General features: G+C 62.6%; 19 protein-coding genes. 9 read left to right on the top strand and 10 right to left on the bottom strand.

Annotated features, from left to right (window positions below; all coding sequences use genetic code 11):
- The first annotated feature begins 247 nt into the window (after positions 1-247).
- Genes ALTER154_RS05035 through ALTER154_RS05020 form a run of 4 tightly spaced genes read left to right on the top strand, consistent with a single transcriptional unit; the run spans position 248 to position 5,137 of the window.
- Complete coding sequence (locus ALTER154_RS05035; protein ID WP_160085502.1) at positions 248-2,773, top strand: sulfite reductase flavoprotein subunit alpha; 2,526 nt, start codon at positions 248-250, stop codon at positions 2,771-2,773.
- A gap of 47 nt (positions 2,774-2,820) precedes the next feature.
- Positions 2,821-3,564, top strand: coding sequence for a 5-oxoprolinase subunit PxpA (locus tag ALTER154_RS05030; RefSeq protein WP_160085501.1), 744 nt, complete (start codon positions 2,821-2,823; stop codon positions 3,562-3,564).
- The gene (pxpB, locus tag ALTER154_RS05025) at positions 3,561-4,238 is read left to right on the top strand and encodes a 5-oxoprolinase subunit PxpB (RefSeq protein ID WP_160085500.1); all 678 of its coding nucleotides are present in this window, start codon (positions 3,561-3,563) and stop codon (positions 4,236-4,238) included. The genes ALTER154_RS05030 and pxpB overlap by 4 nt, the downstream gene beginning before the upstream one ends.
- Positions 4,235-5,137 (top strand): biotin-dependent carboxyltransferase family protein, encoded by a 903-nt coding sequence (locus ALTER154_RS05020; RefSeq protein WP_160085499.1) that lies wholly within the window; start codon positions 4,235-4,237, stop codon positions 5,135-5,137. Before pxpB ends, ALTER154_RS05020 begins: the two co-directional genes overlap by 4 nt.
- Here ALTER154_RS05020 and lnt read toward each other — a convergent pair.
- The 5 genes from lnt to miaB all read right to left on the bottom strand — a co-directional run bounded on the left by lnt (position 5,134) and on the right by miaB (position 10,537).
- Positions 5,134-6,654 carry an apolipoprotein N-acyltransferase gene (gene lnt / locus ALTER154_RS05015; protein WP_160085498.1) on the bottom strand — a complete coding sequence of 507 codons (1,521 nt, stop codon included), beginning with the start codon at positions 6,652-6,654 and terminating at the stop codon, positions 5,134-5,136. The genes ALTER154_RS05020 and lnt overlap by 4 nt on opposite strands.
- A 101-nt stretch (positions 6,655-6,755) precedes the next feature.
- Positions 6,756-7,595: an HlyC/CorC family transporter gene (locus tag ALTER154_RS05010; protein WP_090249233.1), complete on the bottom strand. Its 840-nt coding sequence runs from the start codon at positions 7,593-7,595 to the stop codon at positions 6,756-6,758.
- 54 nt (positions 7,596-7,649) lie between these two features.
- Positions 7,650-8,108, bottom strand: a complete 459-nt coding sequence (gene ybeY, locus ALTER154_RS05005; RefSeq protein ID WP_160085497.1) for an rRNA maturation RNase YbeY — start codon at positions 8,106-8,108, stop codon at positions 7,650-7,652.
- Complete coding sequence (locus tag ALTER154_RS05000; RefSeq protein ID WP_160085496.1) at positions 8,101-9,105, bottom strand: PhoH family protein; 1,005 nt, start codon at positions 9,103-9,105, stop codon at positions 8,101-8,103. The genes ybeY and ALTER154_RS05000 overlap by 8 nt, the downstream gene beginning before the upstream one ends.
- Positions 9,106-9,193: 88 nt before the next feature.
- Positions 9,194-10,537, bottom strand: a complete 1,344-nt coding sequence (gene miaB / locus ALTER154_RS04995) for a tRNA (N6-isopentenyl adenosine(37)-C2)-methylthiotransferase MiaB (protein WP_160085495.1) — start codon at positions 10,535-10,537, stop codon at positions 9,194-9,196.
- Between the two features lie 135 nt (positions 10,538-10,672).
- Here miaB and ALTER154_RS04990 point away from each other — a divergent pair, with 135 nt between their 5' ends.
- On the top strand, positions 10,673-10,996 hold the full coding sequence (locus ALTER154_RS04990; protein ID WP_090249225.1) for a DUF1820 family protein: 324 nt from the start codon (positions 10,673-10,675) through the stop codon (positions 10,994-10,996).
- A gap of 162 nt (positions 10,997-11,158) precedes the next feature.
- On the opposite strand, the gene ALTER154_RS04985 is transcribed toward ALTER154_RS04990, so the two are convergent.
- The 5 genes from ALTER154_RS04985 to ALTER154_RS04965 all read right to left on the bottom strand — a co-directional run bounded on the left by ALTER154_RS04985 (position 11,159) and on the right by ALTER154_RS04965 (position 15,324).
- Positions 11,159-11,710: a tetratricopeptide repeat protein gene (locus ALTER154_RS04985; RefSeq protein WP_090249223.1), complete on the bottom strand. Its 552-nt coding sequence runs from the start codon at positions 11,708-11,710 to the stop codon at positions 11,159-11,161.
- A 92-nt stretch (positions 11,711-11,802) separates the two neighbouring features.
- Positions 11,803-12,459, bottom strand: coding sequence for a hypothetical protein (locus tag ALTER154_RS04980; RefSeq protein ID WP_160085494.1), 657 nt, complete (start codon positions 12,457-12,459; stop codon positions 11,803-11,805).
- A complete protein-coding gene (hemL, locus tag ALTER154_RS04975) occupies positions 12,459-13,748 on the bottom strand; it encodes a glutamate-1-semialdehyde 2,1-aminomutase (protein WP_160085493.1) in 1,290 nt (429 codons plus the stop codon). The genes ALTER154_RS04980 and hemL overlap by 1 nt, the downstream gene beginning before the upstream one ends.
- Before the next feature lie 129 nt (positions 13,749-13,877).
- Positions 13,878-14,504, bottom strand: a complete 627-nt coding sequence (thiE, locus tag ALTER154_RS04970; protein WP_160085492.1) for a thiamine phosphate synthase — start codon at positions 14,502-14,504, stop codon at positions 13,878-13,880.
- Positions 14,505-14,529: 25 nt separating this feature from the next.
- A complete protein-coding gene (locus ALTER154_RS04965) occupies positions 14,530-15,324 on the bottom strand; it encodes a hydroxymethylpyrimidine/phosphomethylpyrimidine kinase (protein ID WP_160085491.1) in 795 nt (264 codons plus the stop codon).
- Between the two features lie 246 nt (positions 15,325-15,570).
- Here ALTER154_RS04965 and ALTER154_RS04960 point away from each other — a divergent pair, with 246 nt between their 5' ends.
- From ALTER154_RS04960 to ALTER154_RS04945, 4 genes are all read left to right on the top strand, one after another.
- The gene (locus ALTER154_RS04960) at positions 15,571-17,952 is read left to right on the top strand and encodes a hybrid sensor histidine kinase/response regulator (protein WP_160085490.1); all 2,382 of its coding nucleotides are present in this window, start codon (positions 15,571-15,573) and stop codon (positions 17,950-17,952) included.
- Positions 17,953-18,284: 332 nt separating this feature from the next.
- Positions 18,285-18,938, top strand: coding sequence for a TetR/AcrR family transcriptional regulator (locus tag ALTER154_RS04955; RefSeq protein ID WP_160085489.1), 654 nt, complete (start codon positions 18,285-18,287; stop codon positions 18,936-18,938).
- Positions 18,935-20,587: an acyl-CoA dehydrogenase family protein gene (locus tag ALTER154_RS04950; protein WP_160085488.1), complete on the top strand. Its 1,653-nt coding sequence runs from the start codon at positions 18,935-18,937 to the stop codon at positions 20,585-20,587. The genes ALTER154_RS04955 and ALTER154_RS04950 overlap by 4 nt, the downstream gene beginning before the upstream one ends.
- A gap of 9 nt (positions 20,588-20,596) precedes the next feature.
- Entirely contained in the window at positions 20,597-21,052 is a 456-nt protein-coding gene (locus ALTER154_RS04945) for a PaaI family thioesterase (RefSeq protein WP_160085487.1), read from the top strand.
- Positions 21,053-21,074: the final 22 nt, after the last annotated feature.

Here is a 21,074-nt window from a genome sequence, read left to right as displayed (position 1 = left end):
ACGGCGATCGCGGCCGGCGCCGTGCCGAGTGAGCGGCTCGGCTTCACTCAGGCTTGAATCGTTCGTGTCGTTCAACGAATCACGGCTTTAGGGCTGTTTGTATGAGCGTTCACGCTAGGTAAAGAGTCGGTAAAGGTCGGCATATGGCTGGTTATTGAAACAAATTATTAAATAGAATTGCTTCTCTTTGGCCGTTGCCGGTTTGTAGTGCGACTGCCTGTGTTCAACGCCGGTGATCGAGTTTCCCGTGTTAAAGAAAATACTGTTCCAGCTGCATTGGCTCTTCGGTATCACAGCCGGCTTGGTGTTGGCCTTGATGGGTGTTACGGGTGCGGCCTACTCGTTTCAGGATGAGCTGATGCGTGCGCTCAACCCCGATGTGCTGAAGGTCGAGGTGCGTGACAGTGGCACGCTGTCGCCCGCCGAGCTGGTGCCTAAACTCGAAGCGGCCAGTCAGCAGCGGGTGGTCGGCCTGTGGTTGGCGGTAGAGGGTGATCGGGCTGCGCGGGTGTTTTTCGCACCGCCGCCTGGCGAGCGTCGTGGGCCGTCGCGTTACTTCGATGGTTACAGCGGTGAATTGCTAGCTGAGCCACGCGGGCAAGGGTTCTTCGACCTGATGCTGAGGCTGCACCGCTTCCTCGCCATGGGGGAATACGGCAAGCAGATCACCGCAGCCAGCACGTTGATACTGGTGTTCTTCTGTCTCTCGGGGCTGTACCTGCGGTGGCCGCGTCAGGCGGGCAGCTGGCGCGCCTGGCTGACTCTGGATTGGGCGCGCAAGGGCCGCAGCTTCAACTGGGATCTGCACGCGGTGGCCGGTACCTGGTGCCTGGCGCTATACCTGCTGGCGGCGCTGACAGGGCTGTATTGGTCATATGACTGGTACCGCGAAGGCGCAACCGCGTTACTTAGCGCTGAGCCTGGTGGTCAGCAGCGCGGAGGCAAGCGCGGCCCGCCACCGGCCGGTGAGTTGCCGATAGTGAACTACCACGCCGTCTGGGAAGGCCTGCAGCGTGAGGCCGGCAGTCAGTTGAGCAGCTACAACCTGCGCTTGCCGCCAGTGGCTGGGCAACTCGTGACTGTGTTCTACCTGCGTGATGATGCACCGCACGAACGTGCTTTCAACCAACTGGCGCTTGACCCTTTAAGCGGCGAGGCAGGAAAGCACACGCGCTACGAGCAACAGAGCTTTGGCGATCAACTGCTGACCAGTGTGTATGCCTTGCATGTGGGCAGCTATTTCGGCCTGACCGGGCGCATTCTGATGATGCTTGCCAGCCTGGCGATGCCGTTGTTCGCCATCACTGGCTGGTTGCTCTACTTGGATCGTCGGCGTAAAAAGCGCGCCATGCTCAAGGCGCGTGGGGCGTTGCAACCGAGTACGGGGCTGGGCGAGGGTTGGCTGATTGGCTTTGCCAGTCAGAGCGGTTTTGCCGAACAGCTGGCCTGGCAAACCGCCGGGCAGTTGCAGGCTGCCGGCCTGGCCGTCAGTGTGCAGCCCTTGGCCAAACTCAATGAACAGATGCTACGCCAGGCGCATAACGCGCTGTTTGTGCTCAGCACCTTTGGTGATGGCGAGGCGCCGGACAGTGCGCGCGGCTTCGAGCGCAGGCTGCTGGGGCAGGCGTTGCATCTGCCTAATCTGCGGTATGCCATGCTCGCCCTGGGAGATCGCCAGTATCAGCACTTCTGTGGCTTTGCCCAGCGGGTCCACGGCTGGCTGGCTCAGCAGGGGGCGCGCAGTTTGTTCGAGCCGGTGCAGGTCGACGCTGCCGATGTGACAGCCTTGGCTCACTGGCAACGTCAACTCGGTGAGCTGACAGGCGCCCAGCCGCTGCCTCAAGCGGAAACGCCGCCCTGCCTGTGGACACTAACGCGTCGCGAGCTGCTTAATCCGGGTAGTCAGGGCGCGCCGACATACCTGCTGGCACTGCGTGCTGAACAGCCGGTCGACTGGAGTGCCGGCGATATTCTCGACGTACCGCCGCGCCATAGCGATGCCACCGTGCAGGCCTGGTTGCAGGCCCATGCGCTGGACGGCAACCAGACGGTCAGCCTCGATGGCCTGACGCAGTCGCTGCAGCAGGCACTGCGTGGCAAGCAGCTACCTGAGCAGTTCACCCACCTGGTCGGCTTGCACGCCCAGGCCATGCTGGATGCGCTGGTGCCGCTCGCTGCGCGCGAATACTCGATCGCCTCCTTGCCCCGCGACGGCGAGCTGGAGCTGATCGTCCGCCAGGAGCGGCATCGCGATGGCTCGCTCGGGCTTGGCTCCGGTTGGTTGACGGAAGGCGCGGCGCTGCAGGGCCAGTTGCTGGCGCGGGTACGGCGCAACAGCGCCTTCCATGCCCCCGAAGATGATCGACCGCTGCTCCTGATCGGCAACGGCACTGGCCTGGCCGGGCTGCGCAGCCTGCTCAAGGCGCGGATCATCGCCGGGCATCGGCAAAACTGGCTGCTGTTCGGCGAGCGTAATGCGGCGCATGACTTCTACTGCCAGGCTGAGTTGCAGGGCTGGCTGGCAACCGGTGAGTTGGCGCGCTTGGACCTGGCTTTCTCGCGTGATCAGGCCGCCAAGGTCTATGTGCAGGATTGCCTGCGTGAGTCCGCCGAGCAGCTGCGTGAGTGGCTGGCCGAGGGCGCTGCAATCTACGTCTGCGGCAGCCTCGAGGGTATGGCGGCTGGGGTGGATGCGGTGTTGCATGAGTTGCTCGGCGAATCCGCTGTCACGGCCCTGCGCGAAGAAGGGCGCTATCGCCGCGACGTGTATTAACGCGGCCAGGCTTCCCGCAGCGGTAATGCACCACTAAGCTTGTCTGCATGAAAAAAATCCTGCTGAACTGCGACATGGGTGAAAGCTTCGGCGTGTGGCGCATGGGCGATGATGTGCATGCCATGCCGCTGGTTGATCAGGCCAACCTGGCTTGCGGCTTTCATGCGTCCGACCCGATGACCATGCAACGCACCGTCGCCCTGGCGGTGCAGCATGGGGTGAGCATTGGTGCGCACCCGGCTTATCCGGATTTGCTCGGTTTCGGCCGTCGGCATATCGCTTGCTCGCCAGAGGAGGTCACCGCGCTGGTGCTTTATCAGCTCGGCGCGCTGGATGCCTTCTGCCGCGCGGCCGGCATCCAGCTGGCCTACGTCAAACCGCATGGCGCGCTGTACAACGACCTGGTGCGTGACGATGCGCTGTTCAACGCGGTGCTTGAGGCCTGCGCCAGTTACCGCAAGGGCTTGCCGTTGATGGTGCTGGCGCTGGCCGACAACAGCCGTGAGCTGCGCCTGGCCGATGCCGCCGATGTGCCGTTGATGTACGAGGCCTTTGCCGACCGTGCTTATCTGGCTGATGGGCAGTTGGCGCCGAGGCGTTTGAGCGGCGCGGTGCACCATGATCCGCAGCGAATCTTTCAGCAGGCCCTGGCGATTGCCCAAGGCGAGCCGTTTGCCGATATTGATGGCAAGCCGCTGCAGCTGCGCGCCGACAGCCTGTGCGTGCATGGCGATAACGCCGACTCCCTGGCCGTATTGCGGAGTTTGCGGGCCAGCCTGGACGCCCTATGATCCGCCTCGAACCGGCCGGTGCCGAAGCGCTGCTGCTGGTGCTGGCCGAGCAGCCGGATGCGCAGCTGCCGCAACGGATCGCCCTCTTGGCCGAGCGTGTCCGTGGCGAGTTGGGTGAAGTGCTTACCGATCTGGTGCCGGGTTGGACCAGCCTGCTACTGCACTACGACCTGATGCGCACCGATCATCTCGAACTGGCCGAGCGGCTCAAACCCCTGCTGGAGCGCTGGCTGGCCGAGCCTTTTGTTGCGCAGGCCGGGCGGCTGCATGAAATCCCTATCTTGTATCACGGTGAAGACCTCGCCGAGGTCGCGCGACTGTGCCAGCTGAGCGGCGCTCAGGTGATCGAACTGCATGCGGCGACCGAGTACCGCGTTGGCGCGATTGGTTTTGCTCCGGGGTTTGCCTACCTCGGTGAGCTGGATGCGCGCCTGGCCTTGCCGCGCCGCGCCACCCCGCGCATTGCCGTACCGGCCGGAAGTCTGGCGATTGCCGAGCGGCAAACGGCGATCTATCCACACAGCTCGCCCGGCGGCTGGCACCTGATTGGCCGTTGCCCCTGGTCGTTGTTCGACGCCGCGCGCACGCCGCCCTGTCCGCTGGCGCTGGGTGATCGGGTGCGTTTTCGCAGCATCGATGAGCGCGACTTTATCCGCGAAGGCGGTCAGCTATGATCGGCCTGCGGGTGCTCAAGCCAGGGCCGCAAAGCCTGTTGCAGGATGCTGGGCGGCGCGGCTGGCAGCATCTGGGTGTATCGCCGGCCGGGCCGCAGGATTGGCATGGTGCGGCCTGGGCCAATCATCTGCTGAACAATCCCTGGGGCACGCCGCTGCTGGAAATCGCCCTGGGCGGTGTCGAGTTGCAGGCCGAGGTCGACACCTGGGTGGCGGTGTGCGGCGCGCAGATGCCGCTGAGTGTGGATGATCAGCCGCAACCGTTGTGGACGCGCCTGCCATTGCGCAAAGGCCAGCAGTTACGCCTGGGCTTTGCCCGCAGTGGTCAGCGCGCCTACCTGGCAGTGACGGGCGGTTTTGTCGCCGAGCCGCTGCTGGGCAGCGTTAGCGTGCAGCTGCGCGAAGGGTTGGGGCGGGCGGTGCAGGCGGGCGATCTGCTGGCCTGTCGGGCTGCGCATTTTACTCACGCGGCCAGTGTGCCCTGGCCTTATCTGCCAGATTACCGCTGCAAACCTTTGCTGCGGGTAATTACCGGCGGCGATGCGGCGAGTTTTGAGGAGGACCAGTTGCAGGGCTTTTTCGCCCAGACCTGGCAGCTTAGCCCACACTCCGATCGCATGGGCGCACGACTGCTCGGCGAGGCGGTGCAGCCGCCTGTGCGGCAGTGGTCGTTGGGCGTTGCTCGTGGGGCGATTCAGGTACCACCGGATGGCCAGCCGATCATCCTGCAGGCCGACCACCAGAGCATGGGCGGTTACCCGTTGCTCGGTTGGCTGCATCCGCTCGATCAGGGGCGCCTGGCGCAATGCCCGGCGCACCATCCGCTGCGCTTCACCCCGGTCAGCATCGGCGACGCGCAGGCTGAGCTGCGCGAGTTCTACCGATTTTTTCGTCGTTAAAGCGTTTTAGCCATACGGCTGGCCATCAACGCCCAGGCAAATAGCCCCAGGCAGATAATCAGCATGGGCCAACCACGCCACTGCAGATAAGGCGTGAGCCCCTGCATCGGTTGCACTTGGCCGTAGAGCACTGCCTGTTCGAACTGCGGCAGTTGTGTGGTGATCTGGCCTTGCGGGTCGATCAGTGCGGTGACGCCGTTGTTGGTCGCGCGGATCATCCAGCGGCCGGCTTCCAGAGCACGCATCTGCGCCATCTGCAGATGTTGCAGCGGGCCGATGGAGCGGCCAAACCAGGTGTCGTTGCTGATGGTCAGCAGCAGGTCGCTCTGCGCGGCCAGGCCGGCGGAAAATTCCGGGTAGACCACTTCGTAGCAGATAAACGCGGCAATCGAATGGCCCTTGGCCTGCAGCAGGCTCTGCTCGGCGGAGCCACGGGCGAAGTCGGACATCGGCAGGTCGAAGAAGGCGATCAGCCCGCGCAGCACTTCCTGCAGCGGTACGTATTCACCAAACGGCACCAGCTTCTGCTTGAGGTAATCGCCGCTGCCCTGGCCGACCACGCTGATGCCGTTGTAGTAGCGCTGTTCGCCGCGCTCGTTGCTCTGGCGAATCGGCACGCCGGTAATCAGCGCGGCATTTCGCTCATTGGCGAAGCGATTGATCATGCCCAGGTAGCCCTGAGCGCGGTCCTTGAGCACCGGGATGGCGGTTTCCGGCCAGACGATCAGGTCGGTCGGTTTGGCGCTGAAGGTCATGTCGCGGTAAAGCGCGAGCTGCGCGTTGAGCTGCTCGGGGTCCCACTTCATGTTCTGTTCGATATTGCCCTGCATGGCCGACACGCTCAGCGGTTCGCCTAGCGGTTGGGTCCAGGCGTGGCCCTTGAGCGCGAGACCGGCGATCCACGGGGCGACTAACAGCACAACGCCGATGGCGAGAAACGCCTTGCGCGTGCGCAGTTGCGCCAGATTCACCAGCAGCGCGGCGCTCAGCGCCAAGGCAAACGACAGCAGCCACACGCCGCCCACCGGGGCCAGGCCAGCCAGAGGGCCATCCAGCTGGCTGTAACCGGCATACAGCCAGGGGAAACCGGTGAGAAACCAGCTGCGGAAGGCTTCCTGCGCCAGCCACAGGGCGGCAAAGGCCAGGGCGTCGGCCAGCGGCGCTTCGACTCGGCGTAGCCAGCGCGTCCAGACCCAGGCGCTGAGGGCGAACAGCAGACCGAGGCCACCGACAAACAGCAGGGTCAGAAAGACCGCCAGGGGCGGCGAGGCCGCGCCGTAATCGTGGATGCTTACGTACACCCAGCTGGTGCCGGCGGTGAACATGCCAAAGCCATAACTCCAGCCACGCAGCACTGCCTGGCGCGGCGTGAGGTCACGCAGGCCGAGGTAGAACAGGGCGATGGAGAGGATGGCCAGCGGCCACAGGTCGTAAGGTGCCAGCGCCAGGGGCGTGATAGCGCCAGCGAGTAGCGCGATCAGGTTGCCGGGCCAGCCAAGTCGGGTTATCCAGTGCATTGCATGCAGGTCCTTGGATTGAGGTGGCGCAAGGGTAAAGCGGGAAAGCAGGCGGGGGAAGTGTTGCGAACCGGCCACCCTTGGAGGTGGCCGGTTTTGGATCAATTACTAACCGGGCTCAGGCGCAGCAGATGGATGCGGCGACTGTCGGCGTTGAGGACGCGGAAGCGGAATTCGCCGATCTGGGTGACTTCGTTGCGCTTGGGCAGGTGGCCGAACGCGCTCATCACCAGACCGCCGACGGTATCGAACTCGTCATCGGAGAATTCGGTATCGAAGGCTTCGTTGAAGCTTTCAATCGGCGTCAGCGCCTTGACCAGAAAATCGCCGGAAGGCAGTGGTTTGACGTAGCTGTCTTCCTCCACGTCGTGCTCGTCTTCGATATCGCCGACGATCTGCTCCAGCACGTCCTCGATGGTCACCAGGCCAGCAACGCCGCCGTACTCATCGATCACCACGGCCATGTGGTTGTGGTTGGCGCGGAACTCGCGCAGCAGCACATTGAGGCGCTTGGACTCGGGCACAAAGGTGGCCGGGCGCAGCAGGTCTTTGATGTTGAAGTTGGGCTGTTCGCCCGAGAGGATCAGCGGCAGCAGGTCTTTGGCCAGGAGGATGCCGACCACATCGTCGAGGCTCTCGCCCACCACGGGATAACGCGAGTGCGCGGCTTCGATGATCGAGGGCAGAAATTCCTTGGGCGTCTGGTTGGCCTTGATGCTCATCATTTGTGAGCGCGGCACCATAATGTCGCGAACCTGCAGGTCGGCGACCTGAATTGCACCTTCAACGATGGCCAGTGCTTCGCTGTCGAGCAGCTTGTTCTGATGCGCTTCGCGCAGCACTTCCAGCAATTCCTTGCGGTTTTTCGGCTCATGAGCAAAAGCCTGGGTCAGTCTGTTAAACCAGGACTTCTGCTCGTTGCTCGATCGGTCTTCGCTCATGGTGGTTACTCAGGAACCTTTTGTAATTTCAGTTGGGTTTGCGTAGAGGGGTATTTATTCGTGGTCGGCGTAAGGGTCGGGATGACCCAACTCAGCCAGCAATTCTCGTTCCAGCGCTTCCATCTCTTCGGCTTCCTCATCGTCGATGTGGTCATAGCCGAGCAGGTGCAGGCAACCGTGGATCACTAGGTGCGCCCAATGCGCTTCGCTGGTTTTAGCTTGTTCTTGGGCTTCGCGCTCAACCACTGGCACGCAGATCACCAGATCACCGAGCAGCGGTATATCCAGCATCTCGTCCGGCACGTCGGCAGGGAAGGATAGTACGTTGGTGGCGTAATCTTTATGACGCCAGGTGTGATTGAGCTCGCGGCCTTCGGCTTCATCGACCAGACGGATGGTCAGCTCGGAATCTGCCGTGCGCTGGCGCAGGGCGATCTCGCACCAGGCGCGAAACTGCGCCTCGCTCGGCAGGGAGGCGGCGTCGCTGGCGATCTGCAGGTCAAGCTCAAGCATTGTGATCATCCTGCTCGTCATCCAGCTTGCCGTGCATGCGATTGTCGTAGCGCTCGTAGGCTTCGACGATGCGCTGCACCAGTGGGTGGCGCACCACGTCCTTGGGCTTGAAGTGGGTAAAGCTGATGCCCGGAACGTCACGCAACACATCGATGACGTGGGTCAGGCCGCTTTTGGTGCCGCGTGGCAGGTCGACCTGGGTGATGTCGCCGGTGATCACGGCGGTGGAGCCGAAACCGATGCGGGTAAGGAACATCTTCATCTGTTCCAGCGTGGTGTTCTGGCTTTCGTCGAGGATGATAAAGCTGTTGTTCAGGGTGCGGCCGCGCATGTAGGCCAGCGGCGCGACTTCGATCACCTGTTTCTCGATCAGCTTGGCCACCTGTTCGAAGCCGAGCATCTCGTAAAGCGCGTCGTACAGCGGGCGCAGGTAGGGGTCGATCTTCTGCGACAGGTCGCCGGGGAGGAAGCCGAGCTTCTCGCCAGCTTCTACCGCCGGGCGTACCAGCAGGATGCGGCGAATTTGCTCGCGTTCCAGGGCGTCCACGGCGCAGGCCACCGCCAGGTAGGTTTTACCCGTACCGGCTGGGCCGATGCCGAAGTTGATGTCGTGGTCGAGGATGGCTTTGACGTAGCGCTGCTGATTGGCCCCGCGTGGGCGAATCATGCCCTTGCGGGTGCGCAGGGCGACGCTGGCTTCGACGGTCGGGTTGCTCATTTCCTCGATGCCGGACTCCTGTAGAAACAGGTGCACCAGCTCGGGCGACAGTTCGGTGTTTTCGGCTTCGCGGTACAGGCGGCGCAGCAGCTGTTCGGCTGCGCGGGTCTGGCCAGCGGTGCCGACCAGTTCGAACTGGTTGCCGCGGTTGCGCAACTCGATGCCCAGGCGCTGTTCGATCAGGCGCAAGTGCTCATCAAATTGGCCGCACAGGTTAGCGAAGCGGCGAGCCTCAAAGGGTTCAAGGATAAAGCGGAGTGGTTCTATGGGTGCGTTCAAGGTCGTGTGATGGCCGCCAGTCGGCTGGGGTAGTGAAACGAAGAATAGCGCTAGCGGCCGCGAGGGGGAAGCTCGGGCCGCTGCGGCTTTAGTTGCAGACGGTTTCGCTGAGCAAAGTGCCGCGCAGCGAGTTGGGCATGGCTTCGTCGATAAACACGTCGACAAACTGGCCGATCAGGCGCGGGTTGTCGCTGCGGAAGTTGACCACCCGATTGCTCTCGGTGCGGCCCTGGAGCATGCCAGGGTCCTTCTTCGAGTAATCGTTGACCAGGATTCGCTGCACAGTGCCGGCCATGCGTCGGCTATTTTCGAAGCCCTGCTGGGTGATGCGGTGTTGCAGCAGTGCCAGGCGCTGTTTTTTCAGCTCCAGCGGGGTGTCATCGGGCAGGTCCGCCGCCGGGGTGCCAGGACGCGCGCTGTAGACGAAGGAGTAGCAGAAGTCGAAACCGACATCCTCGACCAGCTTCATGGTCTGCTCGAAGTCCTTCTCGGTTTCACCGGGGAAACCGACGATAAAGTCCGAGCTGATCAGAATGTCCGGCACGGCGGCGCGCAGCTTGCGGATGCGCGACTTGTATTCCAGTGCGGTGTGGTTGCGCTTCATCGCCGCGAGAATGCGGTCGGAGCCCGATTGCACCGGCAGGTGCAGGTACTTCACCAGTTCGGGAATTTCGGCGTGGGCCTGGATCAGCGCGTCGGAGAACTCCAGCGGATGGCTGGTGGTGTAGCGAATGCGGTCGATACCGTCGATTGCCGCTACGGCGTAGAGCAGCTCGGCGAAGTCAGCAATCTGCCCATTCTGGGTTGCGCCACGGTAGCCGTTGACGTTCTGCCCGAGCAGGGTGATCTCACGCACGCCGTGTTCGGCCAGGTGGATGATCTCACCGAGCACGTCGGCCATGGGGCGGCTGACTTCTTCGCCACGGGTGTAGGGCACCACGCAGAAGGTGCAGTACTTGCTGCAGCCTTCCATCACCGACACGTAGGCGCTGGGGCCGTCGACACGTGGTTCGGGCAGGCGGTCGAATTTTTCGATCTCGGGGAAGCTGATGTCGACCTGGGCGATCTTGGTGGTACGCGCGGCGTCGATCATTTCCGGCAGGCGGTGCAGGGTCTGCGGGCCGAAGACCACGTCGACGTAGGGCGCGCGATCACGAATCGCCGCGCCTTCCTGGCTGGCTACACAGCCACCGACGCCAATCACCAGGTCGGGGTTGGCAATTTTCAGTTTTTGCCAGCGGCCGAGTTGCGAGAACACCTTGTCCTGGGCTTTTTCACGGATCGAGCAGGTGTTGAGCAGGATGATGTCAGCGTCTGCTGCCTTCTCGGTGACTTCCAGGGCTTGATGTTCGCCCAACAGGTCAATCATGCGCGAGCTGTCGTACTCGTTCATCTGGCAACCGTGGGTTTCGATATAAAGCTTCTTGGTCATGCGCGCTCAAAAAGGGTGATTCGAAGAACCGCGCATTATAGGGAGCTAGTGCCAGGGTTCCTAGCGTTGGCTGCTAGGCGGCTATGCTATGATCCGCGCCCTTTCAATTAACCCATCGGTACGAACTGCATAGCCATGAGCAAGCGCGAACCCATCTACAAGGTGATTTTCCTCAACCAGGGTCAGGTGTACGAGATGTACGCCAAGCAGATCTTTCAAAGCGATCTGTGGGGCTTTCTGGAAGTAGAAGAGTTCGTCTTCGGCGAACGCACCCAGGTGGTCGTCGACCCCAGCGAGGAAAAGCTCAAGGCGCAGTTTGACGGTGTGGTGCGCAGCTTTATCCCCATGCACGCGATCATCCGCATCGACGAAGTCGAACGCCTGGGCACGCCGAAGATCAGCGAAGCCAAGGGTGGCGGCAATGTCATGCCGTTCCCCATGCCCATGCCGGACAAGTAAGCAGTCGGCATACGATCTGCTGCGCGTCGGCCCTGCTGCGTTAAAAACAGCCTCAGAATGCTCATGTACAAAAGTACACTCCGCTTCCTCGTCTGTTTTTGCCTTGCATGACTCTAGCTCGCGAGATCTTAAACAGTGTCTAAGCGTGTTAGATGGGTTGAATCAGGGCAGCGGGGCGAACGGTGAGGTAAGGGTGTCGGCGTTCTGCAATTCCAGCAGGTAGTTGCGGAAGATTTGCCCGAGCACCTGGCTGGCGATTTCCAGCTCATCACGGGGCATCTGTGCGGCAATCAGGTCGGCGCTGTCCATGGCTTCATCCGAGCCATTCACCGCCGCCATCTTCAGCACGATATAAGCCTGCACCGCGTTTGCCTGCACGCCTTCGCCGCGGAAAAACATCATGCCCAGGCGGTACTGCGATTGCGCATGGCCTTGCAGTGAGGCCTGCTCGAACCATTTCAGCGCCTGGCTGAGATCGCGTTCGACGCGCTTGCCGTCGTAATAGAACTCGCCCAGTTCAAACTCTGCCTGCAGATCGCCATTGAGCGCAGCTTGCTCGCAGGCTTCGACAGCAGCGGGTAGTTCTTCGGGGGCGGTGTTGAGTGAGCAGCTGCCAAGCGCGGGGATCAGCAAGGAATTGCCGCTCGCCGAGGCAAGCAGTGGCAGCAGGAGCAACAGGCAGCCCAGAGACAGGGTGCGGCCGGTGCGTTTCATGAAAATCCGTTTACCTCGGGATGCACAACAGGCGATGTGCCTGGCCGCCGTAACGCGGCAGCCATCACATTATGAAATAAGCAGCGGCGTTCTTACAAAGTCTTTACCGGGTTTTCTTCCGTGCGGCCATTTTTTGCGCTGCCAGGCAGGCTCAACAGTAGCCAGGCCAGCAGTGGGTAGGCCGGCGTCAGCAGGGCGTGGAACAAGTCGACTCGGCGTAAAGAACCGATAAAGCCCTCGGTGCCGACGGCCAAGCCGGCCAGCAGAAACAGCCCGACCACCGCAATCGCCGAAGCCAGGGGTGCGCGTCTGGGCCACTGCACAGCACCGGCGTAGAGAATCAGCAGCAAGGTTGCCAGGTTGAGCAGCAGGCGATAATCCTCCAGCTGGTTCATCTGCCGGAACAGCTCGAAGAACGCGCACAGCCCCAAAAGGATGCGCCCCCAGTTGGCGCGACTCCATTCCCAGCCTCGGCCCAAAGCCAGTGCGGCTGCGCCGAGCAGCGGCAGGCCGAGAAAGCTGCTGGCTTGGCTCAGCCACAAATGTGCAGCTTGTGCGTCGGGGTCGATGCCGAAGCGAACCACGCCAACGGTCGCCGCAGCGGCCGGCAGGAGAAACCCTAGCAGGGCGCAAAACAGCGCGGGCTGATCGGCCTCGCCATAGTGCCTGCGGGCTTTGCCGATGGCGATTGCGCAGGCCAGGCAGGCCAAAGCCAGTACGCCATCGGAGAGTGCCGTGCTGTACTGCATCAGGCGTTCTTCAGCTCGGCAAAGGCCCGTTCAGCGGCATCCAGGGTGATCTTCAACTCGGCATCGCTGTGGGCGATGGAGGTGAAGCCGGCCTCGAAAGCACTCGGCGCCAGGTACACGCCACCGGCCAGCATCAGGTGGAAGAAGCGCTTGAAGCGCTCGGCATCGCTGGCCATTACATCCTCAAAGGTGACGATGTCGTCAGCGCCGCTGAAATACAGGCCGAACATGCCGCCCGCTTGGGTGGTGACAAACGGGATGCCGGCCGCATCGGCGCGATCCTGCAGGCCCTGTAGCATGCGGCTGGTGTAGTCAGTCAGCTCGGCGTGGAAGCCCGGGCGTTTGATCAGGCGCAAAGTAGTCAGGCCTGCGGCCATGGCCAGCGGGTTACCCGACAGAGTACCGGCCTGGTACACCGGTCCGAGCGGGGCGATGCAGTGCATGATCTCGCGTTTGCCGCCGAAACAGCCGACCGGCATACCGCCGCCGATGATCTTGCCGAAGGTGGTCAGGTCCGGGGTGACGCCGTAATACGCCTGGGCACCACCGAGGGCGACGCGGAAACCGGTCATCACTTCGTCGAAGATCAGCACCACGCCATGCTTGTCGCACTGCTCGCGCAGACCCTGCAGGTAGCCCGGTGCTGGCGGCACGCAGTTCATGTTGCCGGCTACCGGCTCGACGATGATGCAGGCGACGCTCGAACCGACTTCGCTGAGCATCTGCTCGACCGCTGCCAGGTCGTTGAAGGGCAGGGTCAGGGTGTGTTTGGCAAAGTCCGCCGGCACGCCGGCCGAGCTTGGCACGCCCTGGGTCAGCAGGCCGGAGCCGGCTTTCACCAGCAGGCTGTCGGAATGCCCGTGGTAGCAGCCTTCGAATTTGATGATGTTGTCGCGGCCGGTGTAGCCACGGGCCAGGCGGATGGCGCTCATGGTCGCCTCGGTGCCGGAGCTGACCATGCGCACCATTTCCATCGACGGCACCAGGCTGCACACCAGATCGGCCATCTCGGTTTCCATCGCGGTCGGCGCGCCGTAGGACAGGCCGTGCTGCAACTGGTTACGCACTGCGTCGAGGACTTCCGGGTGGCTGTGGCCGAGGATCATCGGGCCCCAGGAGCCGACGTAGTCGACGTAGCGCTTGTCGTCTTCATCGGTGACGTAGGCGCCTTCAGCATGCTTGAAGAACAGCGGCGTGCCGCCGACGCTTTTGAAGGCGCGCACCGGCGAGTTGACGCCGCCAGGGATGTGCTTTTGCGCGTTGGCGAAGAGGGTTTCGGAACGGGACATGGCAGGGCCTCTCAAACGGGGAGTTGGGGCAAGCCGGGCTGCCCCTGACAAGAATTAATTATGGCCTGCCATCCCTGGCGGCCACCCTTCGGGTCGTCGCTGTGCGACGTTAATAATGGCTCCAGGCCTTTATTTCTGGGTAAACAGGGCGCTAAAAGCGCGGGCGCGACGCTCGACTTCAGCAGCCGAGTCGGCCCCGAACAGGCCATGCACCACAGCCACCATGCTGGCGCCGTGGGCAATCAGCTCAGGGGCGTTGTCCAGGGTCACGCCGCCGATGGCGACAATCGGCAGGTTGATCTTGGCTTTCGCCGCTGTCAGCAGCTCAGCATCAGCCGCCGGTGCGCCAGGCTTGGTGGTGGAATTGAAGAAGCGGCCGAAGGCGACGTAGCTGGCGCCTTCTTTGGCGGCGGCTTCGGCCAGTTCCAGCTGGGCGTGGCAGGTGCCGCCGATAATTGCTTTGCGCCCGAGCAGGGCGCGGGCGACGGACAGCGAGCCATCGCCTTGCCCCAGGTGTAAGCCCACGCCGAGGCGCGCCGCCAGTTCGGCGTCGTCATTGATGATCAATGCGGCGCCATAGCGGTTGCACAGCTCGCGTAGGGCTTCGGCTTCGCGTAGGCGCCGCGCTTCGTCGCTGGATTTGTCGCGGTACTGCAGCAGCCTCGCGCCACCCTTGAGTGCCGCCTCAACGTAGGGCAGCAGCTTGCCCTTGAGTAATTCGCTGTCGGTGATGGCATACAGGCCACGCAGTTTCATCGGGTACTCCATCAGCGGCTAACTATTAAGAGATATCCAGCGGCAGGCGGCGCGGGATGTACTGGCCGTGGCCCGGTTGTTCGGCATCGCGCAGGGTGCGCCAGGTGTAATCGAGGGCGAACTGCACAGCGCTGACCAGTTCCTGGCCTAGTGCCAGGCGCCCGGCCAGGGTGCTGGCCAGGGTGCAGCCGGAACCATGGTAGCTGCCGGGTAGGCGCTGGCAGGTAAAGGTGTGGCGGCTGCCATCACGGCTGTACAGGCGGTTGTGCACTTCATGCTCATCGCCATGACCGCCGGTGATCAGCAGGTGTTGGATGAAGGGCAGCAGCTTCTCGGCGCACTCATCGGCCGTACCCTCGGGCAACTCGGCGAGGATGCGCGCTTCCGGTAGGTTCGGCGTGGCAATGGTGGCAACGGGCAGCAGGCGCTCGCGCATGGCATAACCGACTTCGTCCTTGCCCAGCGCGCCGCCGCCGCCGGCACGCAGCACCGGGTCGCAGACCAGCGGAATGCCGGGTAAGCGCTGCATGATATGCAGCACGGTCTCGACCATCTCGACCGAGCCGAGCATGCCGAGCTTAACGGCTTCGACCGGCAGGTCATTGATCACCGCATTGGCTTGGGCCAAGACCCAGTCGCGGTCGAGCACGCGGAAGTCAGAAACATTGACGGTGTCCTGCACGGTCAGCGCGGTCACGGTAGGAGCGGCGTGACAGCCTTGGGCGAGCAGGGCTTCGATATCGGCTTGCAGGCCAGCACCACCACTGGGGTCGTGACCGGACAGGCACAGCACTACGGGGCGAGAAGTAGGCGTTTTCATGGTGCGCGAGCTTACCACCAAACGGCGGCTTGCAGACCCTGTTGCGGCAGGAAAGCCCATGCTGCGGACGATCTGTCGCAGGCTCGGAAAGAGTTGTGACACGGCCCAATGAACGGTCAAAAAACTCCAGGTCATTCAGGTTTTCCTGGGGTTCTGGTGTAAAGGCCTATGTTAGAGTGCCAGCATTCAATTACACCGCTTCCAACGGCGCGCCGTGGCGCTGTTGGCCTACTCTGGCTGAGCTGCATGCACTACATCCTTCTCTGCTTCTTCATGCTGGTGCCAGGGTTGGCCGGGGCATTGGTTTTTGACGAAAACACCCGCAGCCTGCCGCTCGGCACGGCCATGTCTGTATTCGAGGATGTACGCGGCGATGCCAGCATCGAGGACATCACCTCTCCAGCCCTGCAGGCCAGCTTCCGTCAGCATGACAAGGGCGTACTGAATGCTGGTTATTCGCGTTCAGTGTTCTGGCTGCGCCTGGATCTGGAGTACCGCCCGCAGCAGGCGAATGGCGACCAGCCCTGGTTGCTGGAGCTGGCCTATCCGCCGCTTGATCATGTGCAGCTGTACCTGCCCGATGCACAGGGACGCTATCAACTGAGCCAGCACACCGGCGATGCCTTGCCGTTCTCCAGTCGCGAGATCAAGCAGCACAACTATGTGTTTGAACTGAGGTTGCCACCGGGGCAACGGCAAAGTGTTTACTTGCGCCTGGAAAGCCAGGGCTCGATCCAGGCGCCACTGACCCTCTGGGCGCCCAACGCCTACCTGGAAGAGCAACCGGCGCGCATCTATGTGCTGGGCATCATCTACGGCGTGCTGCTGGTGATGCTGATCTACAACCTGTTTATCTTCCTCAGCGTGCGCGACACCAGCTACCTGTATTACATCCTCTATATCGCCTCGTTCGGCTTTTATCAGCTGTCGGTTAACGGCGCGGCCATCGAGTATTTCTGGCCCAACAGCCCGTGGTGGGCGAACGCTGCCACGCCGTTTCTGATTGGTGCGGCTGCGTTGTTTGGGTGTCAGTTCGCCCGCAGCTTCCTGCATACCGCCGAGCACAGCCCTTGGGTCGACCGCGCCTTATTGCTGATGATGGGGTCTGGTGTGCTGGTGATGACCCTGGCACTGACGGCCAGTTATGCCCTGTCATTGCGTTTGGCCACCTATCTGGCGCTGGGCTTTACCGTGGTGATCTTCAGTGCTGGCATCCTCGCCTGGATGCGCGGCATGCGTGTGGCGCGCTATTTCATCATCGCCTGGACGGCCTTTCTCGCCGGTGGGATGGTCAACACGCTGATGGTGCTGGGCTACCTGCCGAATATGTTCCTCACCATGTACGCCAGTCAGATTGGCTCGGCGTTGGAGGTTGGCCTGCTCTCGCTGGCCCTGGCCGACCGCATCAACGCGATGAAGGAAGAACGCACGCGCATCCTCCAAGAGGCCGGGCTCAAGCTCGAAGCCTTCAACCAGGAACTGGCCAACAGCAACCGCCTCAAGGATGAATTCCTCGCCACCGTCACCCACGAACTGCGCACACCGATGAATGGGGTGATTGGTTCGCTTGAACTGATGCAGATGCTCGAGATCGACGGTGAGTTGGCGCATTACCAGCGCACCGCTGCGAGCTCGGCCCGCGACATGATGCGCATGGTCAATGACATCCTCGCTCTCACCGAGCTGCAGGCCGGACGCCTTTACCCACGGCGCGAGCCATTCAGCCTGCGTGGCCTGTTCGACGGTTTGCGTGCGCAGTACGCGCCGCGCGCCGAAGACAAGGGCCTGCGCTTTGTGCTGGAGCTGGATGACAGCCTGCCGGACACCCTCGAAGGCGACGCCAGCAAACTGGTGCAAAGCCTTAACTGCCTGCTGGATAACGCCATCAAGTTCACCTTACATGGCGAGGTGCGTGTAAGGGTCAGCCGTGGCGGTTCGGCCAGCGATATTCTGCCGCTGCGCATCGAGGTGATTGATACCGGTGTGGGCTTTGCCGTACCGGCGGACGGCAAGCTGTATCAGCGCTTTCAGCAGCTGGATGGTTCGATGACCCGCGAATACGGCGGCCTGGGCATTGGTCTGGCGATCTGCCGGCAGCTGGTCGATCTGCTCGGCGGTGATCTCAGTCATGAATCACAGCCCGGTCAGGGTAGCTGTTTCCGCCTGGAGCTGCCGTTGGCCTTGCCGGTGCAAATGACCTCCCCAGTCGCCGTCGTGCTGCGCGCCACCGGCCCGGCGCTGCGCGCGCCTGAGCAGTGCACGGTATTAATCGTCGAAGACAACGCGATCAATCAGCTGGTAACCCGCGGCATGCTGCTCAAGCTGGGGTATCAGGTGCGCACGGCCGACAATGGCGCTGAAGCCCTTGAGCTCTTGCGTAGCGAGACCATCGACGCCGTGCTGCTGGACTGCCAGATGCCGGTGATGGACGGTTTTGCCACCTGCCGGGCGCTGCGTAATCTGCCGGGCTGTCAGTTGCTGCCGGTGTTGGCGATCACCGCCCACAGCCACAGCGGCGACCGCGAGCGCTGTCTTGCTGCTGGCATGAGCGACTACCTGGCCAAGCCGGTGAAGTTCGAGCAGCTGCGCAATCTATTGCACGACTGGGTGCTCTGCCGCGAGTCCTGATCTTACGATCTGCTGCGCGTCGGCACTACTGCGTTAAAAGCAGGCTCGGTAAGCCACTTGTGGCTAACGCGCTTTAGCGCGGCCCGTAGGGCGAGTGAAACGAGTAATGCTCATTTACAGCTCGTAAACTCCGCTTCCTCGCCGCTTTGACCAGCCGAAGGCTGTTACTAACGTAGCGCCTTGTATGGCTCTAGCTCGCGAGATCGTAAATACATTATTGAGTTGTATGCGCCAACAGCTGGCCAATATGCCCGCTGTTGTGCCCGGAATCGCCCTTTAGCCAAACTCTGAATCCTGATTCACTTGAGCAATAGTGAATCAGGATTCAGACCATGGCTTATCGCACCACCGCCCTGCGTATCGATCGTGACCAGGCGCTGCGTGAGCGCATCATCAGCGCCGCCTTGGCGCGGGTGGCCGAAGGCGGCTTTGCCGCGCTGACCATGCAGGCCCTGGCCGAGGATGTCGGGATTGCCACCGGCAGCCTCTACCGTCACTTCAGCAGCAAGGGCAGTCTGGCAGCCGAGGTGTTTGCTGTGGCCAGCCAGCGTGAAGTCGATGCGTTGGCCGCCACCATGCGCGGACCCGGTCGTCCGGAGCAACGCCTGGGCGCGGGGCTGGAGCGCTTTGCGGCGAGGGCTTGGGAAAGCCGCCGCTTGGCCTTCGCCCTGATTGCTGAGCCGGTTGATCCGGAAGTCGACGAGCAGCGCCTGTTCTACCGCGAAGCCTATGCCGAGCTGTTCGTCGAATTGCTGCAGGAAGGCGCCGCACTCGGCGTGTTCCGTGTACAGCAGATCAACCTGGTCGCAGCCTGCCTGGTCGGCGCCATTGCCGAAGCCCTGGTCGGCCCGTTATCGCCGCCCGCGCGCGCCGCCCGCGAAGCCGGTTATCCCGCCCCCAGCCTGGCTGAAGTCAGTCAGGCCTTGGTTACCTTTTGTCTACGCGCTGTGGGCGCCCCATTGCCCGCAGAGGAGCCTCAGTCATGAATGCCAGCCAACACGCCGAAACCCATGAAGTGTTCAACCAGGTGCCGCCGCTGGATGGCGCTAACCTGTACCGCGTTGACCTACCGCTGCAGGAGTGGAGCAAACGCTTCGGCGGCGGCTGGGCCGAGCAGCGCCTGGATGTGTATGGCGGCCTGGCCGGTGGTGAGCTGATGGCCGCAGGCTTTCTCGCCAATGAAAACAAGCCGGTGTTCAAAAGCCACGACCGCTATGGCCATCGCGCCGATCTGGTGGAGTTTCACCCGGCTTATCACCAACTGATGAGTGCGGCCATCGAGCATGGCCTACCGTCCATGCCCTGGACCGATCAGCGCGCCGGTGCTCAGGTGGCGCGCGCCGCCATGAGCTACCTGCACAGCCAGGCCGAAGCCGGCAGCGGTTGCCCGCTGACCATGACCTTCGCCAGCGTGCCCGCACTCAAGCTGCAGGCCGATGTGGCCGAGAAGTGGCTGCCGAAAATACTCTCCACCCAGTACGACCCGCGCAATCTGCCGATCGAGCAGAAAACCGGTGCGACCATCGGCATGGCCATGACTGAGAAGCAGGGCGGCACCGATGTTCGCGCCAACACCACCCGCGCTTACCCCGTAGGTCTTGGTGGCCCGGGCCAGGCTTACGAGCTGGTCGGTCACAAATGGTTCTGCTCGGCGCCGATGTGCGATGCCTTCCTGACCCTGGCATACACCACCAAGGGCCTGACCTGCTTTCTGCTGCCGCGCCACCGCCCGGACGGCACGCGCAACGAGTTCTATATCCAGCGCCTGAAAAACAAGCTGGGCAACTGGTCGAACGCCTCCAGTGAAGTGGAGTTTCGCGGCGCCCTGGCCTGGATGGTTGGCGAAGAAGGCCGTGGCGTGCCGACCATTATCGAGATGGTCGCGCTGACCCGCTTCGACTGCATGATCGGCTCCAGCGCCCTGATGCGTCAGGCCCTGACCCAGGCCGCACACCACTGCGCTCATCGCCAGGTGGGCGGTCGGGTACTGAGCGAACAGCCGCTGATGCAGAACGTACTGGCCGACCTGGCCCTGGAAAGCGAGGCAGCCCTGGCGCTGACTATGCGCATGGGTAAGGCGCTGGATAATCCGCATGACGAGCAGGAAGACAAGTTCGCCCGCCTGGTCACTGCTGTGGGCAAATACTGGATCTGCAAACGTGCGCCCGCCATGATCAACGAGGCCGCCGAATGCATGGGCGGCGCCGGGTATGTCGAGGACACCATCTTGCCGCGCCTGTACCGTGAAGCACCGGTCAACTCGACCTGGGAAGGCTCGGGCAACGTGCAGTGCCTGGACGTGTTGCGCGCCCTGTCCAAGGAACCCGGCGTACTCGATGCACTGTTCCATGAACTCGGCGATGGTCATGCTGATGCACGCCTCAAGGCGCATATCACCAAGCTGCAGGCAGACTTCCGCGACACCGCCGATATCCAGTACCGCGCCCGTCAGTTGACCGAAGACGTGGCCCTGGCGCTGCAGGCCAAGCTGCTGCTGGAAGCCGGCAATTCGGTGGTAAGCGATGCCTTTATCGCCAGCCGTTTGGGCGGGCAGGGCGGCCGGGTCTACGGCACTCTGCCGCGTGGGGTGAATGTCGAGGCGCTGGTGGTGCGCAGTACGCCGCATCTGATCTGAGGCTTGGACATGCACAGCAGTCTCTTTGAGCGATTAAAGGCCTGGCTGGCCGGTGATATCGGTGCGGACTACGGTATCGCTCAGCTGCAGGCCGCAGCCGGTGTGGCGAGCTTCAGCAGTCAGCCGCCGGCTGTGCACTTCAATCCGCTTGGCGGTGTGCATGGCGGCTACACCGCCACGCTGTTCGATGCGGCGTTGGGGTTGGCGGTGTATTCGCAAGCCTGTGCCGAGGAGGTCTACGTGACCGCCAGCCTGCAGGTGAATTACCTGCGCCCGATTGGTCTTGCGGCCTTGCCGCTGCGAACCGAAGCCCGCGTGCAGCAGCGCGAAGGGCGACATGTCGCGGTACAGGCCACGCTGCACGATGCTCAGGGGCTGCTGTGCGCCAACGCCAGTGGTGTCTTCACTTGCTTGCTCCATACGGCGTCAGGCGCTACTCAGTCCGTTGGTTTACCTGCGCGGTAAACGCCCGGCTCTGTCATTTCCC

The organism is Pseudomonas sp. 9AZ (assembly GCF_902506525.1).
GTDB lineage: Bacteria > Pseudomonadota > Gammaproteobacteria > Pseudomonadales > Pseudomonadaceae > Aquipseudomonas > Aquipseudomonas peli.
This window is presented reverse-complemented; position numbering and strand designations above follow the sequence as displayed.